This window comes from Flavobacterium soyae (genome assembly GCF_021245985.1).
Taxonomy (GTDB): domain Bacteria; phylum Bacteroidota; class Bacteroidia; order Flavobacteriales; family Flavobacteriaceae; genus Flavobacterium; species Flavobacterium soyae.
Map to the genome: position 1 here is coordinate 39,954 of NZ_JAJQXA010000006.1, position 16,137 is coordinate 56,090.

Sequence of the window (16,137 nt, forward strand, 5' to 3'; positions counted from 1 at the left end):
TTATTGTTTTTAAACTTTCAGAAAAAAATGAAAGTTTTGGTTAAATTTTTTTACTTCATCATTTTTATAACTAATTTTCCTAACCAGTTTTCATTAAATTCAGTCATTTTGTCCAGCATATTATCTGCCTTTAAAACGAAATCGTATAATTTGGAAGTTTGGTCAACAAAGTGTTTTTCTTCTGCTGAATCTTTTGCTTCGATTGTCGAAACTTCTTTTAATATTTTAAGAGCCGGTTTAATTTCTCGTTTGCTTCTTTCTCTGGAAATTTTTGCGGCTAATTCGTCTAAATCTTTTTCGGCAGTAAAGAATTCTTTTCTTTCTCCGGCTTTAAATTCTTTATAAACAATTCCCCAATCCATTAAAGCTCTTAGGTTCATGCTGGCATTGCCGCGCGAAATCTGTAATTCTTCCATAATGTCCTCCATAGAAACAGCTTCGTTTGAGACCATTAATAAAGCGTGGATTTGTGCCATCGTTTTATTAATTCCCCATTGTGAGCCTAATGCCCCCCAGGTTTGTACAAACTTATTTTTTGCTTCTTTGAATTCCATGGATCAAATGTAAGTAAAAGTTTTTAAACTTTCAAAAATAATTGAAAGTTTGTTTTCAAGTTGTTTTTATTCAAAATGGTTTTTGATGTAAGAATAATTTTATGTTGTGTTTTTAAGTGTTTCATTACTAATATTTTATACTTCATGACATTTTTTGTATTGTAGGAATTGTTCTAAAGTAAATTTGACGCTGAAAATTTAAAGGCTAGCTAAATCTATTTTCAATTTTATTTTAATGTGGAGCAGAGACCACTATAAAAAACGAGGCGGAATCTGAAAAGCCTTACGAGTAGGAACCCAAAAAACAAATTTATCATGGAAACTTTACAAGAAATTTTGAAAGAGAATGCAACTTTGAAGACAATTGGCACACCAGCAGAATATGAAGTTTATGCGGAGTATATGTCAAATATTATTAAGCAGCTTCCAAATCCGGGTAAGTTGAAATTATTAACCAATACTTCGAGCGCTCAGGCTTCTTTTTATTTTCTGGACGACGCAACTAGTGCAGTTAATTCGACTTTGTACAACAATTTATTGAACCAAAGAATTGAAGGAGAAGGAACGGCTAATGGTGTTGAGCAGGTTGGACTTACACAGGATGCATTTACGAATAGTTATCTAAGTGTTTATACAAAATTAAGATATCAGTTATCTCCAAACGACAAAGCGACACAACAAAGAGTTAATGCAGATGTTGCTTCTACAGTAAGAGCCCTTATTCCTGTTTGGAATGCCTGGTACGAAGCGGTTTTGCCAACAGATGTTAAAAAGCTAAATGCAACTAATACTGATGTGGCTTTGATTCAAATGACTAGTACTCTAAATACGGTTTGGCTTAATCCAAAATTCAAAGAAATTATAGAAAAAGACTCTTCTTATCCTTATACACATTTAAACGACTTTAATACAATTTACAGTAAAATACCGGTATCAGTTTCTAAACAAATGAGAGATTATATGATTGAGGTGTTTAATAAATCTGGTGCTGCGGGGGCTATTACTGCAGATATTGCTAATGCAACGCAAACTTTAGCTGGTATTATTGATAATATTCAAAGACCAACAACAGGTGACGATGGAAATGGCGGAATGACAATTACAGGATCAGATAAAGCAATTCCGGGATTGGTATTTGAACCAGCAAGACCAAATGCAATAGTAGATCAGCTTAGAACTAATCCTCCTTCTTCAGTTTTCAGAGTTTCAAAAAGAGTTACTAAATCTACTGAAACAACATTAAACGTTCAGGCTTCTGTAAGTGCAGGAATATCTATTCCAATTTTATCATTTTTTTCTGTTGGAGTTAGCGGCGGTGCTAAAACCAGTATTTTCGAAAGAGATTATTCAGGCTCGAATTTTACAGTAGATGTAGTAGTTAATAACGCTACTGTTAGTCCGCTTATGAGCAGCAGTCCAATGCTTTATAATATTTCAACAAGACAGGGATGGATGTCAACTTCTCCGGTAAAAGATGCCATTAAAAACGGATATCCTGCTCCAACAGGTATTACTGGTTATGTATTTAATAGCAACCCAAATTTTGACTTTAATGAAGGTGCAGATTTTGGATATATTAATTCATTGATTTTTAGCCAATTTCTTGAAATAAACATTGGTTTTGATAAATGTGACAGCAAACAGGTTAAAAAGTACTTTGAAGAGCATACAGATATGGGCGTGTATTTCTTAGGTATTCGTTTAGGAGGAGCAAGCCAATCTTCAAGCTATAGCTATTCTTTCAGCGATGAAACTGCTACTTCAATTAGAGTTACTATAAAACCTGAAGCTCCTGGTTATGTTCCCGGAACAGACAATATCAATCAATCACTATCTCAATTAGTTGCTGTAGGTGTAGTATATCCTTTCGCCTAATTATTGTTTTAAAATAGTTAAAGAGGGTTGTTAATCATAATGAGATGATTGATAACCCTCTTGTTATTAAACTTTGAAGTTATTTTTTATAGTTGAAAATAACTTCAAATCTAAATTTTAGAATTTAAATGAAAGCTAATGGAAAATCTTATATCAAACATTGATGATAAAATATTTATTGAAAGTGTACAGGATGATTCTGTAGAAAATCAGACCTATGCTGAATATATGTCTAATATTATTCTGCAATTGCCGAATTCAGAAAAATTGCAGCTTTTAACCGGAACGTCCAGCGGGCAGGCTTCCTTTTATTTTATGAACAATAAGGGAGAAGTTAACGCTAGTTTATATAATAATTTTTTAAACCAAAGAATATCCGGCGAAGGGATTCAATATGGAGTCAGACAAGCAGGCTTAACATTAGATTCATTTATAAACAGCTATTTGAGTGTGTATTTGAAAATAAGATATCAGCTATCTCCAAAAGATAAAGCCGAACAAGAAGAAATAAGCAGTAAAGTTGCATCTACAGTTACGGATTTGATTCCATTATGGAATGCTTATGTAGATAAATATCATCCAAACAATATCAGCAAATTAAATGAAACGAATACAAATATTGCATTAATTCAAGTTACAGATACTCTAAATACAGTATGGATAAATCCTGAATATATTCTGGTTTTAAAAGATGAACCTTCATATCCTTATACCCATATTGATGAATTTTCAAAAATTTATAGTGAGATCCCAACAGAAGAATACTTTATTCCTGAAATGAAGAAATTAATGGAAAACATCTATAGTTTATCTGGTGCTTCGGGAGCGGTTACGGCAGAGATTGCTAATGCGGTTCATACTTTAGCAATGATAATTTATAATCTTAATTATCCCAGCACTCAAAATAAAGGACTTTCGTTAACCGGGTCAGACAATTTAATTCCGGGAATGTGGTTTGAACCGTCTAATCCTGATAATATTACAGATCAGTTGAGTAAAGTTCCTGTTGTTTCATACACGAATAATAATGATGTACAGAAATTATCCTCAGAACTTTTAAAAATAAACGTCCTCAATTCAGAAGATATTACTATTTTGCCATTAAAATTTTTGTCAAATGTTTTAGAAGACGGCACTATGAGCAGTGTTTTTAAAGAAACATTCTCAGGAACATCTTATGTTGTTGAAGCGATAGTTAATAATCCTGTTATTGACCCGCAGCTGATGATAACCCCGGTTCCTTTTGATATCAGGACAAATACTGGCTGGATGCTTTCTGAACCGGTAAAAAATGCCATTAAAAACGGATATCCGGCCCCATCAGATCTTACCGGATATATCTTTAATAGTCAGCCAAATTTTGATTTCACCGAAGGCGGAGATTTTGGATTCATCAATTCCCTTGTATTTAGTCAATTTCTTGAGTTGTATATAACTTTTACAGATTGTAATGCGAGAAAAGTAAAAAATTATTTTGAGGAGAATAAATTTTCAAGCTTTAACTTTCTAGGACGATCAATTGGAAATCCATCAGAAGAATTGTCTTATTCGTGTCAGGTCGTAAATGAAAACAGCAATACTTCAGCTGCAGTAACTATAAGGCCTAATCCGCCGGGTTATATACCGCCAACAGCTGATATAACAGAATCTTCGTGTCAATTAGTAGCCGTTGAAATTGTTTATCCATTTGCATAATATTTTTTGAAAAGCTGTAATTAATTTCAATCTTCAGTACGTCAGCTTTTTTCCAAACAGGTGTTTTTACGCATCCTGTTTTCTCGTGTCACTTTTTGTTTGATTCATGTCAAAGAAACAGCACTTCATATCATTTTTTATATTATGTCTACTTATCTGATATAGTTTTGATATCGAAATAAACCAAAAATTGTTATTTAATATGCTTGATAAAGTATTTAAATAAGAATATAAAATATCAAATAGGTGGAGCAGAACCCACTTAAAAAAACGAGGCGGTTCCGAAAAGCCTTATGAGTAGGAAAACCAAAAATATAAAAGTTATGACAGATTTATTAGCAGGTGCTTATTTAGCAAAAGGCACAATCGGAAATGTAGGAACACCAGGTGCTCCAATCGCATCATTTAGTTTAGTTGTTGTACCATCACAAAATTCTGTTTCTGGTACAGTAGTAATTACTCAGGCTATAAGCGGTCCTGATGGAAATATAGTTGTTCCTGTAACAGGAAAAATATATGCAACTGGATTTGGACAATTTACACAAGTAGTAAGTTTACAAGGACAATACGTTCATTCTTTTCCTCCACCGGCAATTGGCGCATTTTTAGCCGATTTTGATGCTCACTTAGCAATCGACGGTGCATGGAACGGAACAGGAGGTTTTTCATACTACCAGCATAATATTGAAAATGCACCTGTAAAAGCAGTAGCAAATTTACAAGCAGAGTTGGCATAATTAAAAGACACCAAATTTAAACAACTCGAAGCACGATACAATTAGGATTTAATTATGCCTGATTTGGTTACAGTTTTGATTGAAAGGGTCGTCTTTGCAGACGGCCTTTTTATTACCGAAAAAAATAAATCACAAAAACATGAAAAGAAAACCTATTATTATCATCTTATTAGTTGTCTTTGTTGCTGCAGCTGTTACATTATTTTTTTTGAATAAAGAAAAAATATTGGGAAAAGCCGGAGTTACAGGATATGCTAAAACGGAAACAGCAGAACCTTGCGAGTGCGAAGCAAGCTGGTTTCCTCACGAACAAACACCGCCGCCTGCAGAAGGAGACGGAAGTCCTTTTGATGCTTCAAGCACTACAAATTGTATCTTTCATCAATGGTCATGGCAGAAATTTCTTTGGCTGACAAAACCACTTCCGTCCGGGAATCCTTTGTTTTTAGATTCACTGGATGTGGTTAGCCCTGAGATGGCGCCGGTTGCTCCGCAGTTGGGATTAAAATTAGTTTTGAGCTCTATTAATCAGGCTGGACCTGAAGCTGTTTTGGTTTCTAATCCAAAAAATGTTCCTGGAAAAACTGCCGGCGATACCGTATTTTACTCTATACATGTTAGTAAAATATTACTGGATAAGGCAACTTTGGCAGCTTCTGAAATTAACAGCGGAAAAGTACCCTATTCAAATTTAGAAACATTTCCTGTTGGTTCACTTGAATTGAAAGTTTCATGGATTAGTACAGATGCAATCCCGAAAGAAAAAATTGCAGATTATTTTGTTACTAAAGCAGCATTCAAAAATAAGCAGGGGCAATATGTTGCAAAATCTGTTGCATTGTTAGGAATGCACGTTGTAGGAGTTGTAAAAAATCATCCTGAATTTATCTGGGCAACCTTTGAACACAAAGAGATGGCACCGGTTTATGACTGGAAAAACAACTCTGTAACTTCAACTGCCGAAATGCTTTTTTATGAAAGCGGCACAACTTCTGGTCTGCAGGGTATTAAATGGAATAAAACAAGCAAGAAACCATTAACACCAAATAAAGCTTTTATTCTTTATGAATACGGTATTCCAAAAGTTCTAAGTACAAATGAATACATGACAACAAGCCAGTCTGAGCCTGCTAATTTTGATAACATTGATACTATCAATAAATGTGTAGCATCTAAGTTAACAGACGTTTTCAAAAATTATTTTTATAACGGATCAATTTGGTTAAACACAGATGGGTTAACTCCGGCGCAGCAGGCGCAAACAATTGTAAAAAGCCAAATATCGAGCGTTCTTCCGGATTCATTGGCAAGAGGTTCTTCGAATCTGGCAAATATTACAATGGAAACCTATACGCAGACATTTAAAAATGATGTACACGATATTAATGCAGGAAATCTTGTAAACTGTTTTACATGTCATCAATCTCAAAATTTTGATACATCAAGAGGAACAGGAAAATCTCCATTGTATTTAAGCCATGTGTTTGAGTCTTATTTGTATACTACAAAACCTCAATTGGCAGCTGCTAAAAATGTTAACCTGAAAGCGAAACGAATTGAAGAAACAAAAGCCCTTAAACTTAAACAGTTTGAAGAGGTATTTGTTCGTAAGAATAAATAATCCATTTTTCGCAAACGAAAATGTCTTATTTTAATTTTGCTCCAAATGAAAAGCTGAAGTATTACTTCGGCTTTTTTGTTTATCTTCTTTAGAATAATTTGAAGGCGTTTTTATTAATTTCATTTCGTAAAAAAAACGAGGTTCACGATTTTTCAAAATATTAAATGATATTCCAATCCTGATAAACGGAGTTTCTATCGCAGCAAATTGTTACGATAGAAACTCCGTTTTGTTTTGATATTTAATTCAAGCTACCAGTTAATAAAGTGTAGTCCCTGCAGGACAAAAATTAACATGAATAAACTGATTTCTACCGATATTTAACTCCTAACGGAGTTTTCTAAATTGTAGTAAGTTTACCTCGATAGAGGTTTAGTATCGGTAGAAAAAAAATGTGACCACAATATAATTGTCCCTGCGGGCAATGTCATTAAGTTAAGCTTTTAGAAAATAAAATTATTGCAAATCAAATCCGTGTTTATCCGCGTTTTTACGAAGTAAATCTGTTTTATCCGCGTCACAATTAGACGCTTATTTTACTGATTCGCTAAAGCGAAAACGCTGATAAAAACTGATTTTTCTAATTACTTTCTTAATTAAACTGTTAAGTAATTTTATAGATTTCCTCTTAACTTAATGACATTGCCCGGAGGGATTAAACTTTTTTAGAGCCAATTTATTTATTGAATTATTAAACTAGCAACTTGAATTATTTATGTAATATATCTCCACTTATCTTTTTCTAAAGCCTCGCTGTAAATCTCCATTCCGATTTTATCTATTTCAAAAATGAAAACCGAAATCTCCGGTTTAAAAAAAATATTTCTTTGAACTTCATAAATAAAATGTAAATAAAAACTTATTTAATGTATTTCTGTTTTCTAAGAATAATCTTATGGCTTGTTTTTTCTGTTTCATGACAAAAAATATTCTTTTTATAACATTTTTGAGGTAAACATCTGTATATCAGAATTAATTTTAATGTATAGAATAAAGGCAGCCGGCAGAATTTATTTTATTAATTATTTCTATTTGATTTTTAAGAACAGCCCTTTTTATGCCATAAACAAGTATAGTTTCTTAAAATATGCATTGCGAAATAATAGTAGTAGTGGAGCAGAACTCACTTAAAAAAACGAACTGTTTCGCACAGGAAAAAGCGAAGGCGGAGCTGAAAAGCCTTATGAGTAAGACCCAAAAAATTATTATTATGCAACCTATACCTAGAAAAGTTAAAAACGTAAATGTGTATCCTTATATAGACTGGAAAGGCGGAGGCGTTGGCCCTGTTATTCTTCCTGTTATCGAAGGCGCCAGCGGGACATATGCTGTTGGGACACTTATTACATCAATATTTTACAATCTTGATCTTAATTCTGTAACTCAAAAATCTAAACTTGGAATACACCAGAGATATGTAGCGATAGGAGAGACAGAAGATGGGACCTCTTTCACGACTCCATGGATGTACTGCACAAATGCAAGTAATAACCCAGAGTTTGGAAGAACGATCAACCTCCTTAAACCAGACTTAGATGCTATTAACACAGAAGTTTTACCAGAATATATAACACTGGGACCGCTTACTGATATTACTGTTACGCAGTCGTTTCCTCCTCCGGCAATTGGAGAGATTCTCCTAATCGAAAACGGATCAGGAAATGTTATCGCCACAAGAACCGGTACACCCCATGAAATGGGAATTGAAGTAACCGGCGGTAATCGTGTTGGACAATTAAGAACAGGAATGAAAAACATTATGATTACCGGAAAAAACAAAGATGGCAAAACGGTTACGATGGGTAATTTAACTTGTTTAAACCCAAATGATCCGGCCATTTTTCTACATCAGTTTGGAGGTTAATAACTCATTAAACAAAATAGCTATGGGAATAATGATGCCTTACGGTGCTGCGGTCAGAGAAGCGATAGCTTCAAATGATTTAGCAAAGATGGAATCTATTGCTGAACAGGCAAAAAAGCTGATAAAAGAACAAGGAGACTTAAGTGCCGCTTTGTTAGAATTACTGGAAGCAATAGATGCCCTAAAGAACAAAAAGTAAAAATGAATAGAAAAATAAGCTGGCTTGTTCAGTATAACAAGGGTGAATCCGAAAAACCTTAAGAGTAGGAATAACTAAAAAACAAAATGTTATGGGAGTAGTAATGCTTTACGCAGCAGGAATCAGAGAAGCAATTGCTTCAAATGATTTAGAAAAAATGAGAGCAGTAGCTGAACAAGCTAAACAAACAGTTAGAGAACAGGGAGACCTGAGCGCTGCTTTGGTAGAATTGCTGGAGGCTATTGAAAAGCTTAGAAAGTAATCTAAAAAGAACGGTTTATTAAGCCTTGCTTTTTAAACCGTTCTTTAAATAAATCAACAAAACCCTAAATCAACTAAGATGGATAAGACTTCTATACGATACAGAGTAAGAGATGATTATAAAACTGCGACCCCGGTTCATGTCGTTTGGGAAATAACTCTTGCCTGTAATTTGAAATGCTCGCACTGCGGATCCAGAGCCGGAAAAGTGAGACCTGGTGAACTAACTACCGAACAATGTTTTGACGTTATTGATAGTCTTAAACGCCTTGGTACAAGAGAGATTACAATTATTGGCGGCGAAGCTTTTTTAAGAAAAGACTGGCTTGACATAATTGCAAAAATCCACGAAAGCGGAATTGAATGTTCGATGCAGTCTGGAGCTTATAATTTAAATGAAGAGCGAATTAGTGATGCAAAAAAAGCAGGAATAAGAAACATTGGTGTTTCTATTGATGGATTACCGGATACTCACAATAAAATAAGAGGAAGAAGGGATTCTTTTGAGCATGTGATCCATTGTCTGCAATTACTAAAAAAGTACAATATACCTTCTAGTGTAAATACAGTGATTACAAAATTGAATCAAAATGAACTTAGTGAACTTCTGGATGTTTTGATCGAAAATGGCGTAAGAAACTGGCAGATACAACTGGCAGTTGCCATGGGAAATGCCGTTGACCATTCTGAAGAATTGATCCTGCAGCCTTATGAACTAATTGACTTTTACGAAAAACTTATCGTTATATACAGAAAAGCACTGGCAAATAATGTTTTAATACAAGCAGGAAACAACATAGGTTACTTTGGACCTTATGAGCACATCTGGAGACAAGGCAATGAAAAATATTATACAGGATGTTCTGCCGGACATACCGGAATTGGAATTGAAGCCGATGGCAAAATAAAAGGCTGTCCGTCATTACCCACAACCGAATATACAGGAGGGAATGTAAAAGACATGAAGCTCGAAGATATTTGGCGATACAGCGAAGAAATGGTTTTTTCCAGATATAGAAATAAAGAAGAATTATGGGGAGGATGTAAAGGCTGTTATTACGAATCTTCTTGTCTGGCTGGCTGTACCTGGACTAGTCATGTCTTATTTGGAAAAAGAGGCAATAATCCTTTTTGCCATTATCGCGCCTTAGAATTAAAAAAGAAAGGACTTCACGAAAGAATAAGAAAAATAAAAGAAGCACCCGGACTCTCTTTTGATATTGGTTTATTTGAAATCATAGTTGAAAATGAAAAAGGAGAAGTAGTCGAAGTACAGTCACCTCATAATGCACCTCTGGTTCCGGTATCAAATACAGACAGAGTTCCAAGAATTCCAAAAGCGCTTAAGCTTTGTAATGGCTGTGATAATTATGTTTATGAAGAAGAAACGACCTGCACTTTTTGCAATGCCGACATTCAGAAAGTAAACGATGAATATGCCGCTAAAATGGAAATAGCCAAACGTTCATTGGAAAAATTAGAACTATTAATGATGAAATAATATGGAACTGCTACAAAAGATTCAATCAGAAATTGACCAATATTCAAATACAATTGAAGGAGCTTTAAGCCTTTCTGAAATTACAATTAAATATGGACTTAATTCTTATCGATACGGCTCCTCCAGTTTTTTATCTGACCTTTTTGATCCTATCGAAATAACAAATGAAACGGTATTTTACGATTTAGGTTCCGGTTATGGAAGCATCATTTTATATGGAGCTGTAAAATACCCAAATGCGAAGTTTAAAGGAATTGAAATTCTGAAAGAACGACATGAAGTTTGTGCAGGTTTAATCGAAAAAGAGCAAATAAAAAATGCTGTTGCAATTTGTGGCGATATTTTAAAAACGGATATTTCCGATGGGACTATTTTTTATCTGTACAATCCTCTTTATGATTTTCAATACGCCGAATTATTGAATAAACTGCATCAGATTTCATTACATAAACCGATCATCGTAATTGCAGAATCCAGATGTAATTTTTTTGATGAAGCCGAATGGTTAGAACAATATCACCTTAAAGATATTGATGTAGTTAGAAAAATTAAATACTATCGTTCCAAATTTACCAAAACTCCTTAATATAAAAATTAGAAGGGTTCTCTCTCAGTTAAGACTTTTTATTACAGAGATTAACCACCTAATACCTGATGTTAATGTATTTGCGGCAATTTTTAAAGCCAGTAAATATTTAAGGAATAAGTTTTAAAAAGAATTTTTCTACTGTCTATAACGAATTTTCAGTCAAAATAAAATACAAACTAAAAATAAATTAAACTATAAAACCCCAATAATTATGACAAATCTAAGTTCAATTATTCTTCCGGTTCTTCAAGATATGGAAGAATCTTATTTAAAAGATCAACTATTAAAATTTCTGCCAAATCAGGAGGAATCATTTTCAAAAATCGAAAAAAGCTTCAAACAATTAACCTCAAAAGTTCAGGACAAAGAGCGTTTACAGCGTTTTTTTCACAGTTGGAGCCAAACCAATAACAGCGCAATGACAGTTGCAGGAATCAGCAACCGTATGACAATGCTGGTTCACAAAAACCAGCCTATTGCAGACAAAGAAGCACTTTTGCAGTCTATCACGAGTTTAAATAGAATTGTAGACGAAGACCTGGCAGTTGTGGGCAGAGTTTTACACTCTCAGTTATTTTATACCATGGCTACCAATATTTGTACAGACGATGACTGGCTTTCTCGTAAATATTTAAACCAGAGTGCCTACGATTTTAAAGCGTGGAAAGACCAAAATTCGCTGCGAAATAAAGATATAATGATCGCTTTATTAACAACTTTAATCCACGAAATTTATACACATGGCGAGGTAGAATATATTCTTCCAAAATTTGAATCATGGCTTACAAACGATTACGGTTTTTCAGAAGAAGATCGTGACAAAACATTAGCGTGGATAAGCGTTCACTGCGGTCCAACCGAAAAAAATCACTTCTTTTTTGCCGTAAGTTCTATTTTCTATTATGCCAAAGCCATGAATGTTGATCTGGAAACCTACGATCTGGAAACTATCATTAAGGACTATTTGGCTAAAAAATCTGCCGTAATGGAAGATGTTATGGAAATTGAAGAACTTAGTTTATAATTCATATTTCAATACATGATTACAAAGAAAGAACCAAAAGCGCAGCACATTGCCCCTAAAATAAGTCTGCAGCAAAATCAGCCTGAAAAACAGAAAAAATGGAAGGAATTATTTTCTGAATATTTTGAAAAAAATACAGGATTGGGGAGTCATTTTTTTGCTAATTCTTCGGTAAAACTACCTTTAGGATATGATAACGAAATGAATCGTTTGTGTTCTATTTTAAATTACGCTTGTAAAGCAATTGTCCAGCATTATTTTAGAGACGAAAGAATTCGAAATTATTATCAGCTGGACAAAGACCTTGAAGCTTTATTAAAAAAAAGCAGCAGCGCAACATACAATCAGGGCTTTTACCGCCCTGATTTTTTATATGATACAAACAATCAGGCAAAAATTTGTGAGATAGGCGCCCGTTATCCGCTAAACGGCTGGATGATTAGTTATTATCTAAAATTGATAAACGACGAAATAAGTGAAACTAAAGATGGATTAACTTTTAAAGATCCCGATTTAAAAAACCTGATCGACGATTTATATTATCAATTTGCTCCAAATAAAAAACTGGCTCTTGTTCACGACGACGAAAAAGGAACCGAGATTTTTTATCTTCAAAAAGAATTAGCAAAATTGGGAGTTGAATTAATTTCGGTAAAACCTCAGGATTTAACCGTTTCAAACAATTCTATTTATGTAAATGGAGAACCCGTTTCGCAGTTTATATTAGAAATGGATCGGGAAGAACTAAAAAAAATAAAACCAGATGTACTTGATAAACTGATTGAGCAAAACTGCTATTTTAATGATATCAGGACTTTAATCTTAATTCATGATAAAAGAGTTTTAGCCGTAATGTACGATGCCGATATAATGTATGATTATCTAAGCGAAGAAGATTACGATTTTTTAAAACAATATCTAATTCCAAGTTATGTAATTGTTGATCCCGCCGGCTGTGATGCTTTTATTGAAAACGATCAAAACCTGATTTTAAAATTAAATAGCGGCGGAAGAGGAATTGGAGCTTACGTAAAAACTGATTGTACAGCTCAGGAATGGGATACCATTATTAGAGAAAACTGGAATAAATATCTAATTCAGCATTTTGTAGAACAAAAAGAATTTAAAGACCTCGAAAACAATCGTCAGATTCATTTAGTAGGAATGTTGCTGTGTAAAGACGACAAAAACTATGGTTCGGGTTTGTTTCGCGGTTCAGATGAATCAGTTGTAAACGTACATCAGGGCAGAGCTTTAATTTATCAATTAGCAGAGTAAAAATCATGAAACATACAGTTGTAATTCCTCTTTATAATAAAGAAGCGTTCATATACGATACGATTCGGTCGCTGGCTTTTCAGGAAAAAAAAGCTTCACAAATTATTATTGTAGATGATTTTAGTACAGATCAAAGTATGTTTTTGCTAAAAGATGCCTTGTCATTTTTTGCACCGCAGTTTTTACTAACAGATGTTGAGGTTATTGAATTAAAGGAAAATAAAGGCCCGGGTCATGCAAGAAATTTAGGGATGGAACTCGCAACGGGAGATCTTATCAGTTTTTTGGATGCCGATGATTGTTATACTTCTTCTTGTTTAAAAGAAGTCGGCTTAATTATGGAACAGGAAAACATAGATGTTCTCGTACTCGGAATTTTATTAATTCCGTCTGATTATTATCTGCCAAATATTCAATCCTTTAAAAAAGAAATGACTTCGCTCTCAAATGAATTGTTTTTGATTCCTGATATATTACATACCATCAGTTCTCCGGATTTTATTATGGGAGTTGGCAGTAATGTGGTAATCAGAAAAAAGCATTTAGAAAATATTCGCTACGAAACAAATGTATCCTTAAACGAAGGAATTGATTTTTGGTATCGTGTTCTAAAAAGTTTAAAAAATGAATCCAGAGCGGCATTACTAAACAAAGTCTGCATCGAAGTAAGAGAGGTTGAGGGCAGTTTGTCGAGAATTAAATATTCTAATTGGAAAGAATTAAAAACTCCCGTTACAATAGAAAGATATCATAAAAGTAAAGATAAATACGACCAGCAGCTCATGGGCATGTTATCACAGCGATGGCTGGAACACGCCATGGAACGATTACCATCCTTGTACCAAAAAATGTTATTCCTTATAAACCATTCTAAAAGCTTAATCAGGAATTGGTATTATTTCAAAAAAAGAGCAAATTAATTTAAAAATTATGCACCCAGATATTTCAAAAACAGACAAGTTAGAATTGCAGGATTATTTTGAATTAGCAAAAAAGAATCCCTTATACATTGAGTTCTATAAGAAAAATGATTACGCAGATAAAGCTCCGGTACTCAGTAAAAAAGAATTGATGCCAATTTTAAAAAACAACTTTAAGCTGCACAAAGAAAAGACAGGAGTTTATTTGGTGCGATCAGGAGGAAGTACTCAAAATCCTTTGGTTTTTCCGGTAGACATACAAGAAAATCAAAACCAGCGTCTTGCAATGGCAAAGGAATTAACAGAAAATAATTTTTTTACTTCCAAAACAATCGCTTTAAATATTTTTGGATATTCAGACATGTATCGCACAGCCGCCATAATGGATGATATTCTAGAAAAATGCCAGGCAACAACATTAGCACTCAGTGCGCACGCCAGTTATAAAGATATGGAACAAGCCGCGGCTTATTTCAAACCGGATTTTATACTGGGAACGCCTTCTAAATTATTATGCTTTGCACAGTTTTTACAAGAGAAAAATCAAAAACTGCAAATACAAAATTTGTTATATGCAGGGGAGTTTTTAAGACCTGAAATACAAAAACTTTTGCAAAAAGTATTTGGGATTAAACAAATTTATTCCATGTACGGTTCTGCCGAAACTGGAATTTGGGCGTTGTCGGATTTTACTCAAAACCCTTCTTTGTTTTCAGTTATTGAAGGAATTATAATCGAAATCATTAATCCGGATAATGACGGATATGGAACAATTGCCGTTACCAATACTTTCCGAAAAAGATTTCCTGTTTTTCGGTATGCTATTGGCGATTTAGGGCGATGGGTTAATTTAGACGGAAAAGCTTTTCTGGAATTAAAATCAAGAGAAACCAAATCTTTTATACTTTCTGAACAGCACTATGATTTAGATGAATTTAATTTCCTTACGAGTTCCGCCACAGCTTTTCAGATTCAATTATCCAGTAAAGATTTTAAAGAAGTCGTTAAAATGCTGCTTGTACAAAATGTTCCCCAAAACCAAAAACTGAATTTTACTGCAGAAAAATGTGAAGCACTAAAAAAGCTGTTAGGTTACGATGAACTTTTTATGGAGGTTGAGGTTTTACTGGTTACAGCTGCTGATTTATATACGGATCCCAATACAACCAAAACACCTCAATTATTAGATTTGAGATGATAAAACTAAAAAGATTTTATCGTTTATCTTCTTTAGAATAATTAGAAACATCATTTATATTAATTTCATTTCCTAAAAAACGAGGTTCACGATTTCTCAAAACATCAAAAAAAGATTTAAAAATCGAACCATACTCCCTAAAAGTTACATATTTGTAACCAAGATATTCTCCATTGTTTGCAGAGTATCCCACCGATTTTACACCAAGTTTATTGCCAATATAAATCGCTCTGTTTAAATGATATTCCTGAGAAATTAAGGTTGCTTTTTTAATCTTGAAAATATGTTTTGCACGATACATAGTAGAGTAGGTGTCAAATCCGGCATAATCAACAAAGATTTTTGCAGTGTCAACTCCGTGATTAAAACAGTAGTTTTTCATAACCGTTAATTCATCATACTCATCGCGGCCATTATCTCCCGAAAGTAAAATTTTATTGATACGTTTCATCTTGTACAATAAAATCCCGGCATCAAGACGATCCTTTAAATATTTACTTGGCTGATTCCCATTAATTCCCGCACCAAAAATAATTCCCACATCATTTTTCGGAAATTTTTTAACCGAATAATAAATCTTGTTTTTAGTAGAAGATTTTACGTAATAGTTTATAGAAACAATAGCAATCAATCCAATAATTGCAATATAAAGAGCTATTCTAAAATATTTTTTCACGGCTTGTATTTGTAAGATTAAGATTTAAAAATACGAAGATAACTAAAATTATTTCTAAGAGAAATCAAATAAAAAAACCGAAGTTGAAATACTTCGGTTTAATCTAAAATTTATTAGAGTTTGAGATCAAAAATCTACAATCTAA

Annotated in this window: 15 protein-coding genes; 13 read left to right on the forward strand and 2 right to left on the reverse strand. The window is 33.6% G+C overall.

Features of this window, described 5'->3' with window-relative positions:
* Nucleotides 1-50: 50 nt before the first annotated feature.
* On the reverse strand, nucleotides 51-554 hold the full coding sequence (locus LUU93_RS09250) for a GbsR/MarR family transcriptional regulator (protein WP_232680616.1): 504 nt from the start codon (nucleotides 552-554) through the stop codon (nucleotides 51-53).
* A gap of 315 nt (nucleotides 555-869) precedes the next feature.
* On the opposite strand from LUU93_RS09250, the gene LUU93_RS09255 reads away from it, so the two are divergent.
* From LUU93_RS09255 to LUU93_RS09315, 13 genes are all read left to right on the forward strand, one after another.
* Nucleotides 870-2,429, forward strand: coding sequence for a hypothetical protein (locus LUU93_RS09255; RefSeq protein WP_232680618.1), 1,560 nt, complete (start codon nucleotides 870-872; stop codon nucleotides 2,427-2,429).
* A 138-nt stretch (nucleotides 2,430-2,567) separates the two neighbouring features.
* Nucleotides 2,568-4,124: a hypothetical protein gene (locus LUU93_RS09260; protein WP_232680620.1), complete on the forward strand. Its 1,557-nt coding sequence runs from the start codon at nucleotides 2,568-2,570 to the stop codon at nucleotides 4,122-4,124.
* 323 nt (nucleotides 4,125-4,447) lie between these two features.
* The gene (locus LUU93_RS09265) at nucleotides 4,448-4,861 is read left to right on the forward strand and encodes a DUF1842 domain-containing protein (RefSeq protein WP_232680622.1); all 414 of its coding nucleotides are present in this window, start codon (nucleotides 4,448-4,450) and stop codon (nucleotides 4,859-4,861) included.
* Between the two features lie 139 nt (nucleotides 4,862-5,000).
* Nucleotides 5,001-6,482: a hypothetical protein gene (locus LUU93_RS09270; RefSeq protein ID WP_232680624.1), complete on the forward strand. Its 1,482-nt coding sequence runs from the start codon at nucleotides 5,001-5,003 to the stop codon at nucleotides 6,480-6,482.
* A gap of 1,210 nt (nucleotides 6,483-7,692) precedes the next feature.
* The gene (locus LUU93_RS09275) at nucleotides 7,693-8,346 is read left to right on the forward strand and encodes a hypothetical protein (protein WP_232680626.1); all 654 of its coding nucleotides are present in this window, start codon (nucleotides 7,693-7,695) and stop codon (nucleotides 8,344-8,346) included.
* Between the two features lie 22 nt (nucleotides 8,347-8,368).
* A complete protein-coding gene (locus tag LUU93_RS09280; protein WP_232680628.1) occupies nucleotides 8,369-8,545 on the forward strand; it encodes a DUF1843 domain-containing protein in 177 nt (58 codons plus the stop codon).
* 91 nt (nucleotides 8,546-8,636) lie between these two features.
* Nucleotides 8,637-8,807 (forward strand): DUF1843 domain-containing protein, encoded by a 171-nt coding sequence (locus LUU93_RS09285; protein ID WP_232680630.1) that lies wholly within the window; start codon nucleotides 8,637-8,639, stop codon nucleotides 8,805-8,807.
* Between the two features lie 78 nt (nucleotides 8,808-8,885).
* Complete coding sequence (locus LUU93_RS09290; protein ID WP_232680632.1) at nucleotides 8,886-10,307, forward strand: radical SAM/SPASM domain-containing protein; 1,422 nt, start codon at nucleotides 8,886-8,888, stop codon at nucleotides 10,305-10,307.
* Between the two features lies 1 nt (nucleotide 10,308).
* Nucleotides 10,309-10,893: a class I SAM-dependent methyltransferase gene (locus tag LUU93_RS09295; protein ID WP_232680634.1), complete on the forward strand. Its 585-nt coding sequence runs from the start codon at nucleotides 10,309-10,311 to the stop codon at nucleotides 10,891-10,893.
* A 214-nt stretch (nucleotides 10,894-11,107) separates the two neighbouring features.
* Nucleotides 11,108-11,920, forward strand: a complete 813-nt coding sequence (locus LUU93_RS09300) for a hypothetical protein (protein WP_232680636.1) — start codon at nucleotides 11,108-11,110, stop codon at nucleotides 11,918-11,920.
* Between the two features lie 15 nt (nucleotides 11,921-11,935).
* The gene (locus LUU93_RS09305) at nucleotides 11,936-13,198 is read left to right on the forward strand and encodes an ATP-grasp domain-containing protein (RefSeq protein ID WP_232680638.1); all 1,263 of its coding nucleotides are present in this window, start codon (nucleotides 11,936-11,938) and stop codon (nucleotides 13,196-13,198) included.
* A 5-nt stretch (nucleotides 13,199-13,203) separates the two neighbouring features.
* Nucleotides 13,204-14,118 (forward strand): glycosyltransferase family 2 protein, encoded by a 915-nt coding sequence (locus LUU93_RS09310; protein WP_232680640.1) that lies wholly within the window; start codon nucleotides 13,204-13,206, stop codon nucleotides 14,116-14,118.
* 10 nt (nucleotides 14,119-14,128) lie between these two features.
* Nucleotides 14,129-15,316 (forward strand): phenylacetate--CoA ligase family protein, encoded by a 1,188-nt coding sequence (locus LUU93_RS09315; protein WP_232680642.1) that lies wholly within the window; start codon nucleotides 14,129-14,131, stop codon nucleotides 15,314-15,316.
* A 16-nt stretch (nucleotides 15,317-15,332) separates the two neighbouring features.
* Here LUU93_RS09315 and LUU93_RS09320 read toward each other — a convergent pair whose 3' ends face one another.
* Nucleotides 15,333-15,992, reverse strand: coding sequence for a SanA/YdcF family protein (locus LUU93_RS09320; protein WP_232680644.1), 660 nt, complete (start codon nucleotides 15,990-15,992; stop codon nucleotides 15,333-15,335).
* Nucleotides 15,993-16,137: the final 145 nt, after the last annotated feature.

Coding starts and splice junctions, on each gene's coding strand:
- LUU93_RS09280 (WP_232680628.1), top strand. CDS start 8,369: ATGGGAATAATGATGCCTTACGGTGCTGCGGTCAGAGAAGCGATAGCT.
- LUU93_RS09295 (WP_232680634.1), top strand. CDS start 10,309: ATGGAACTGCTACAAAAGATTCAATCAGAAATTGACCAATATTCAAAT.
- LUU93_RS09260 (WP_232680620.1), top strand. CDS start 2,568: ATGGAAAATCTTATATCAAACATTGATGATAAAATATTTATTGAAAGT.
- LUU93_RS09265 (WP_232680622.1), top strand. CDS start 4,448: ATGACAGATTTATTAGCAGGTGCTTATTTAGCAAAAGGCACAATCGGA.
- LUU93_RS09310 (WP_232680640.1), top strand. CDS start 13,204: ATGAAACATACAGTTGTAATTCCTCTTTATAATAAAGAAGCGTTCATA.
- LUU93_RS09300 (WP_232680636.1), top strand. CDS start 11,108: ATGACAAATCTAAGTTCAATTATTCTTCCGGTTCTTCAAGATATGGAA.
- LUU93_RS09285 (WP_232680630.1), top strand. CDS start 8,637: ATGGGAGTAGTAATGCTTTACGCAGCAGGAATCAGAGAAGCAATTGCT.
- LUU93_RS09270 (WP_232680624.1), top strand. CDS start 5,001: ATGAAAAGAAAACCTATTATTATCATCTTATTAGTTGTCTTTGTTGCT.
- LUU93_RS09275 (WP_232680626.1), top strand. CDS start 7,693: ATGCAACCTATACCTAGAAAAGTTAAAAACGTAAATGTGTATCCTTAT.
- LUU93_RS09315 (WP_232680642.1), top strand. CDS start 14,129: ATGCACCCAGATATTTCAAAAACAGACAAGTTAGAATTGCAGGATTAT.
- LUU93_RS09290 (WP_232680632.1), top strand. CDS start 8,886: ATGGATAAGACTTCTATACGATACAGAGTAAGAGATGATTATAAAACT.
- LUU93_RS09255 (WP_232680618.1), top strand. CDS start 870: ATGGAAACTTTACAAGAAATTTTGAAAGAGAATGCAACTTTGAAGACA.
- LUU93_RS09250 (WP_232680616.1), bottom strand. CDS start 554: ATGGAATTCAAAGAAGCAAAAAATAAGTTTGTACAAACCTGGGGGGCA.
- LUU93_RS09305 (WP_232680638.1), top strand. CDS start 11,936: ATGATTACAAAGAAAGAACCAAAAGCGCAGCACATTGCCCCTAAAATA.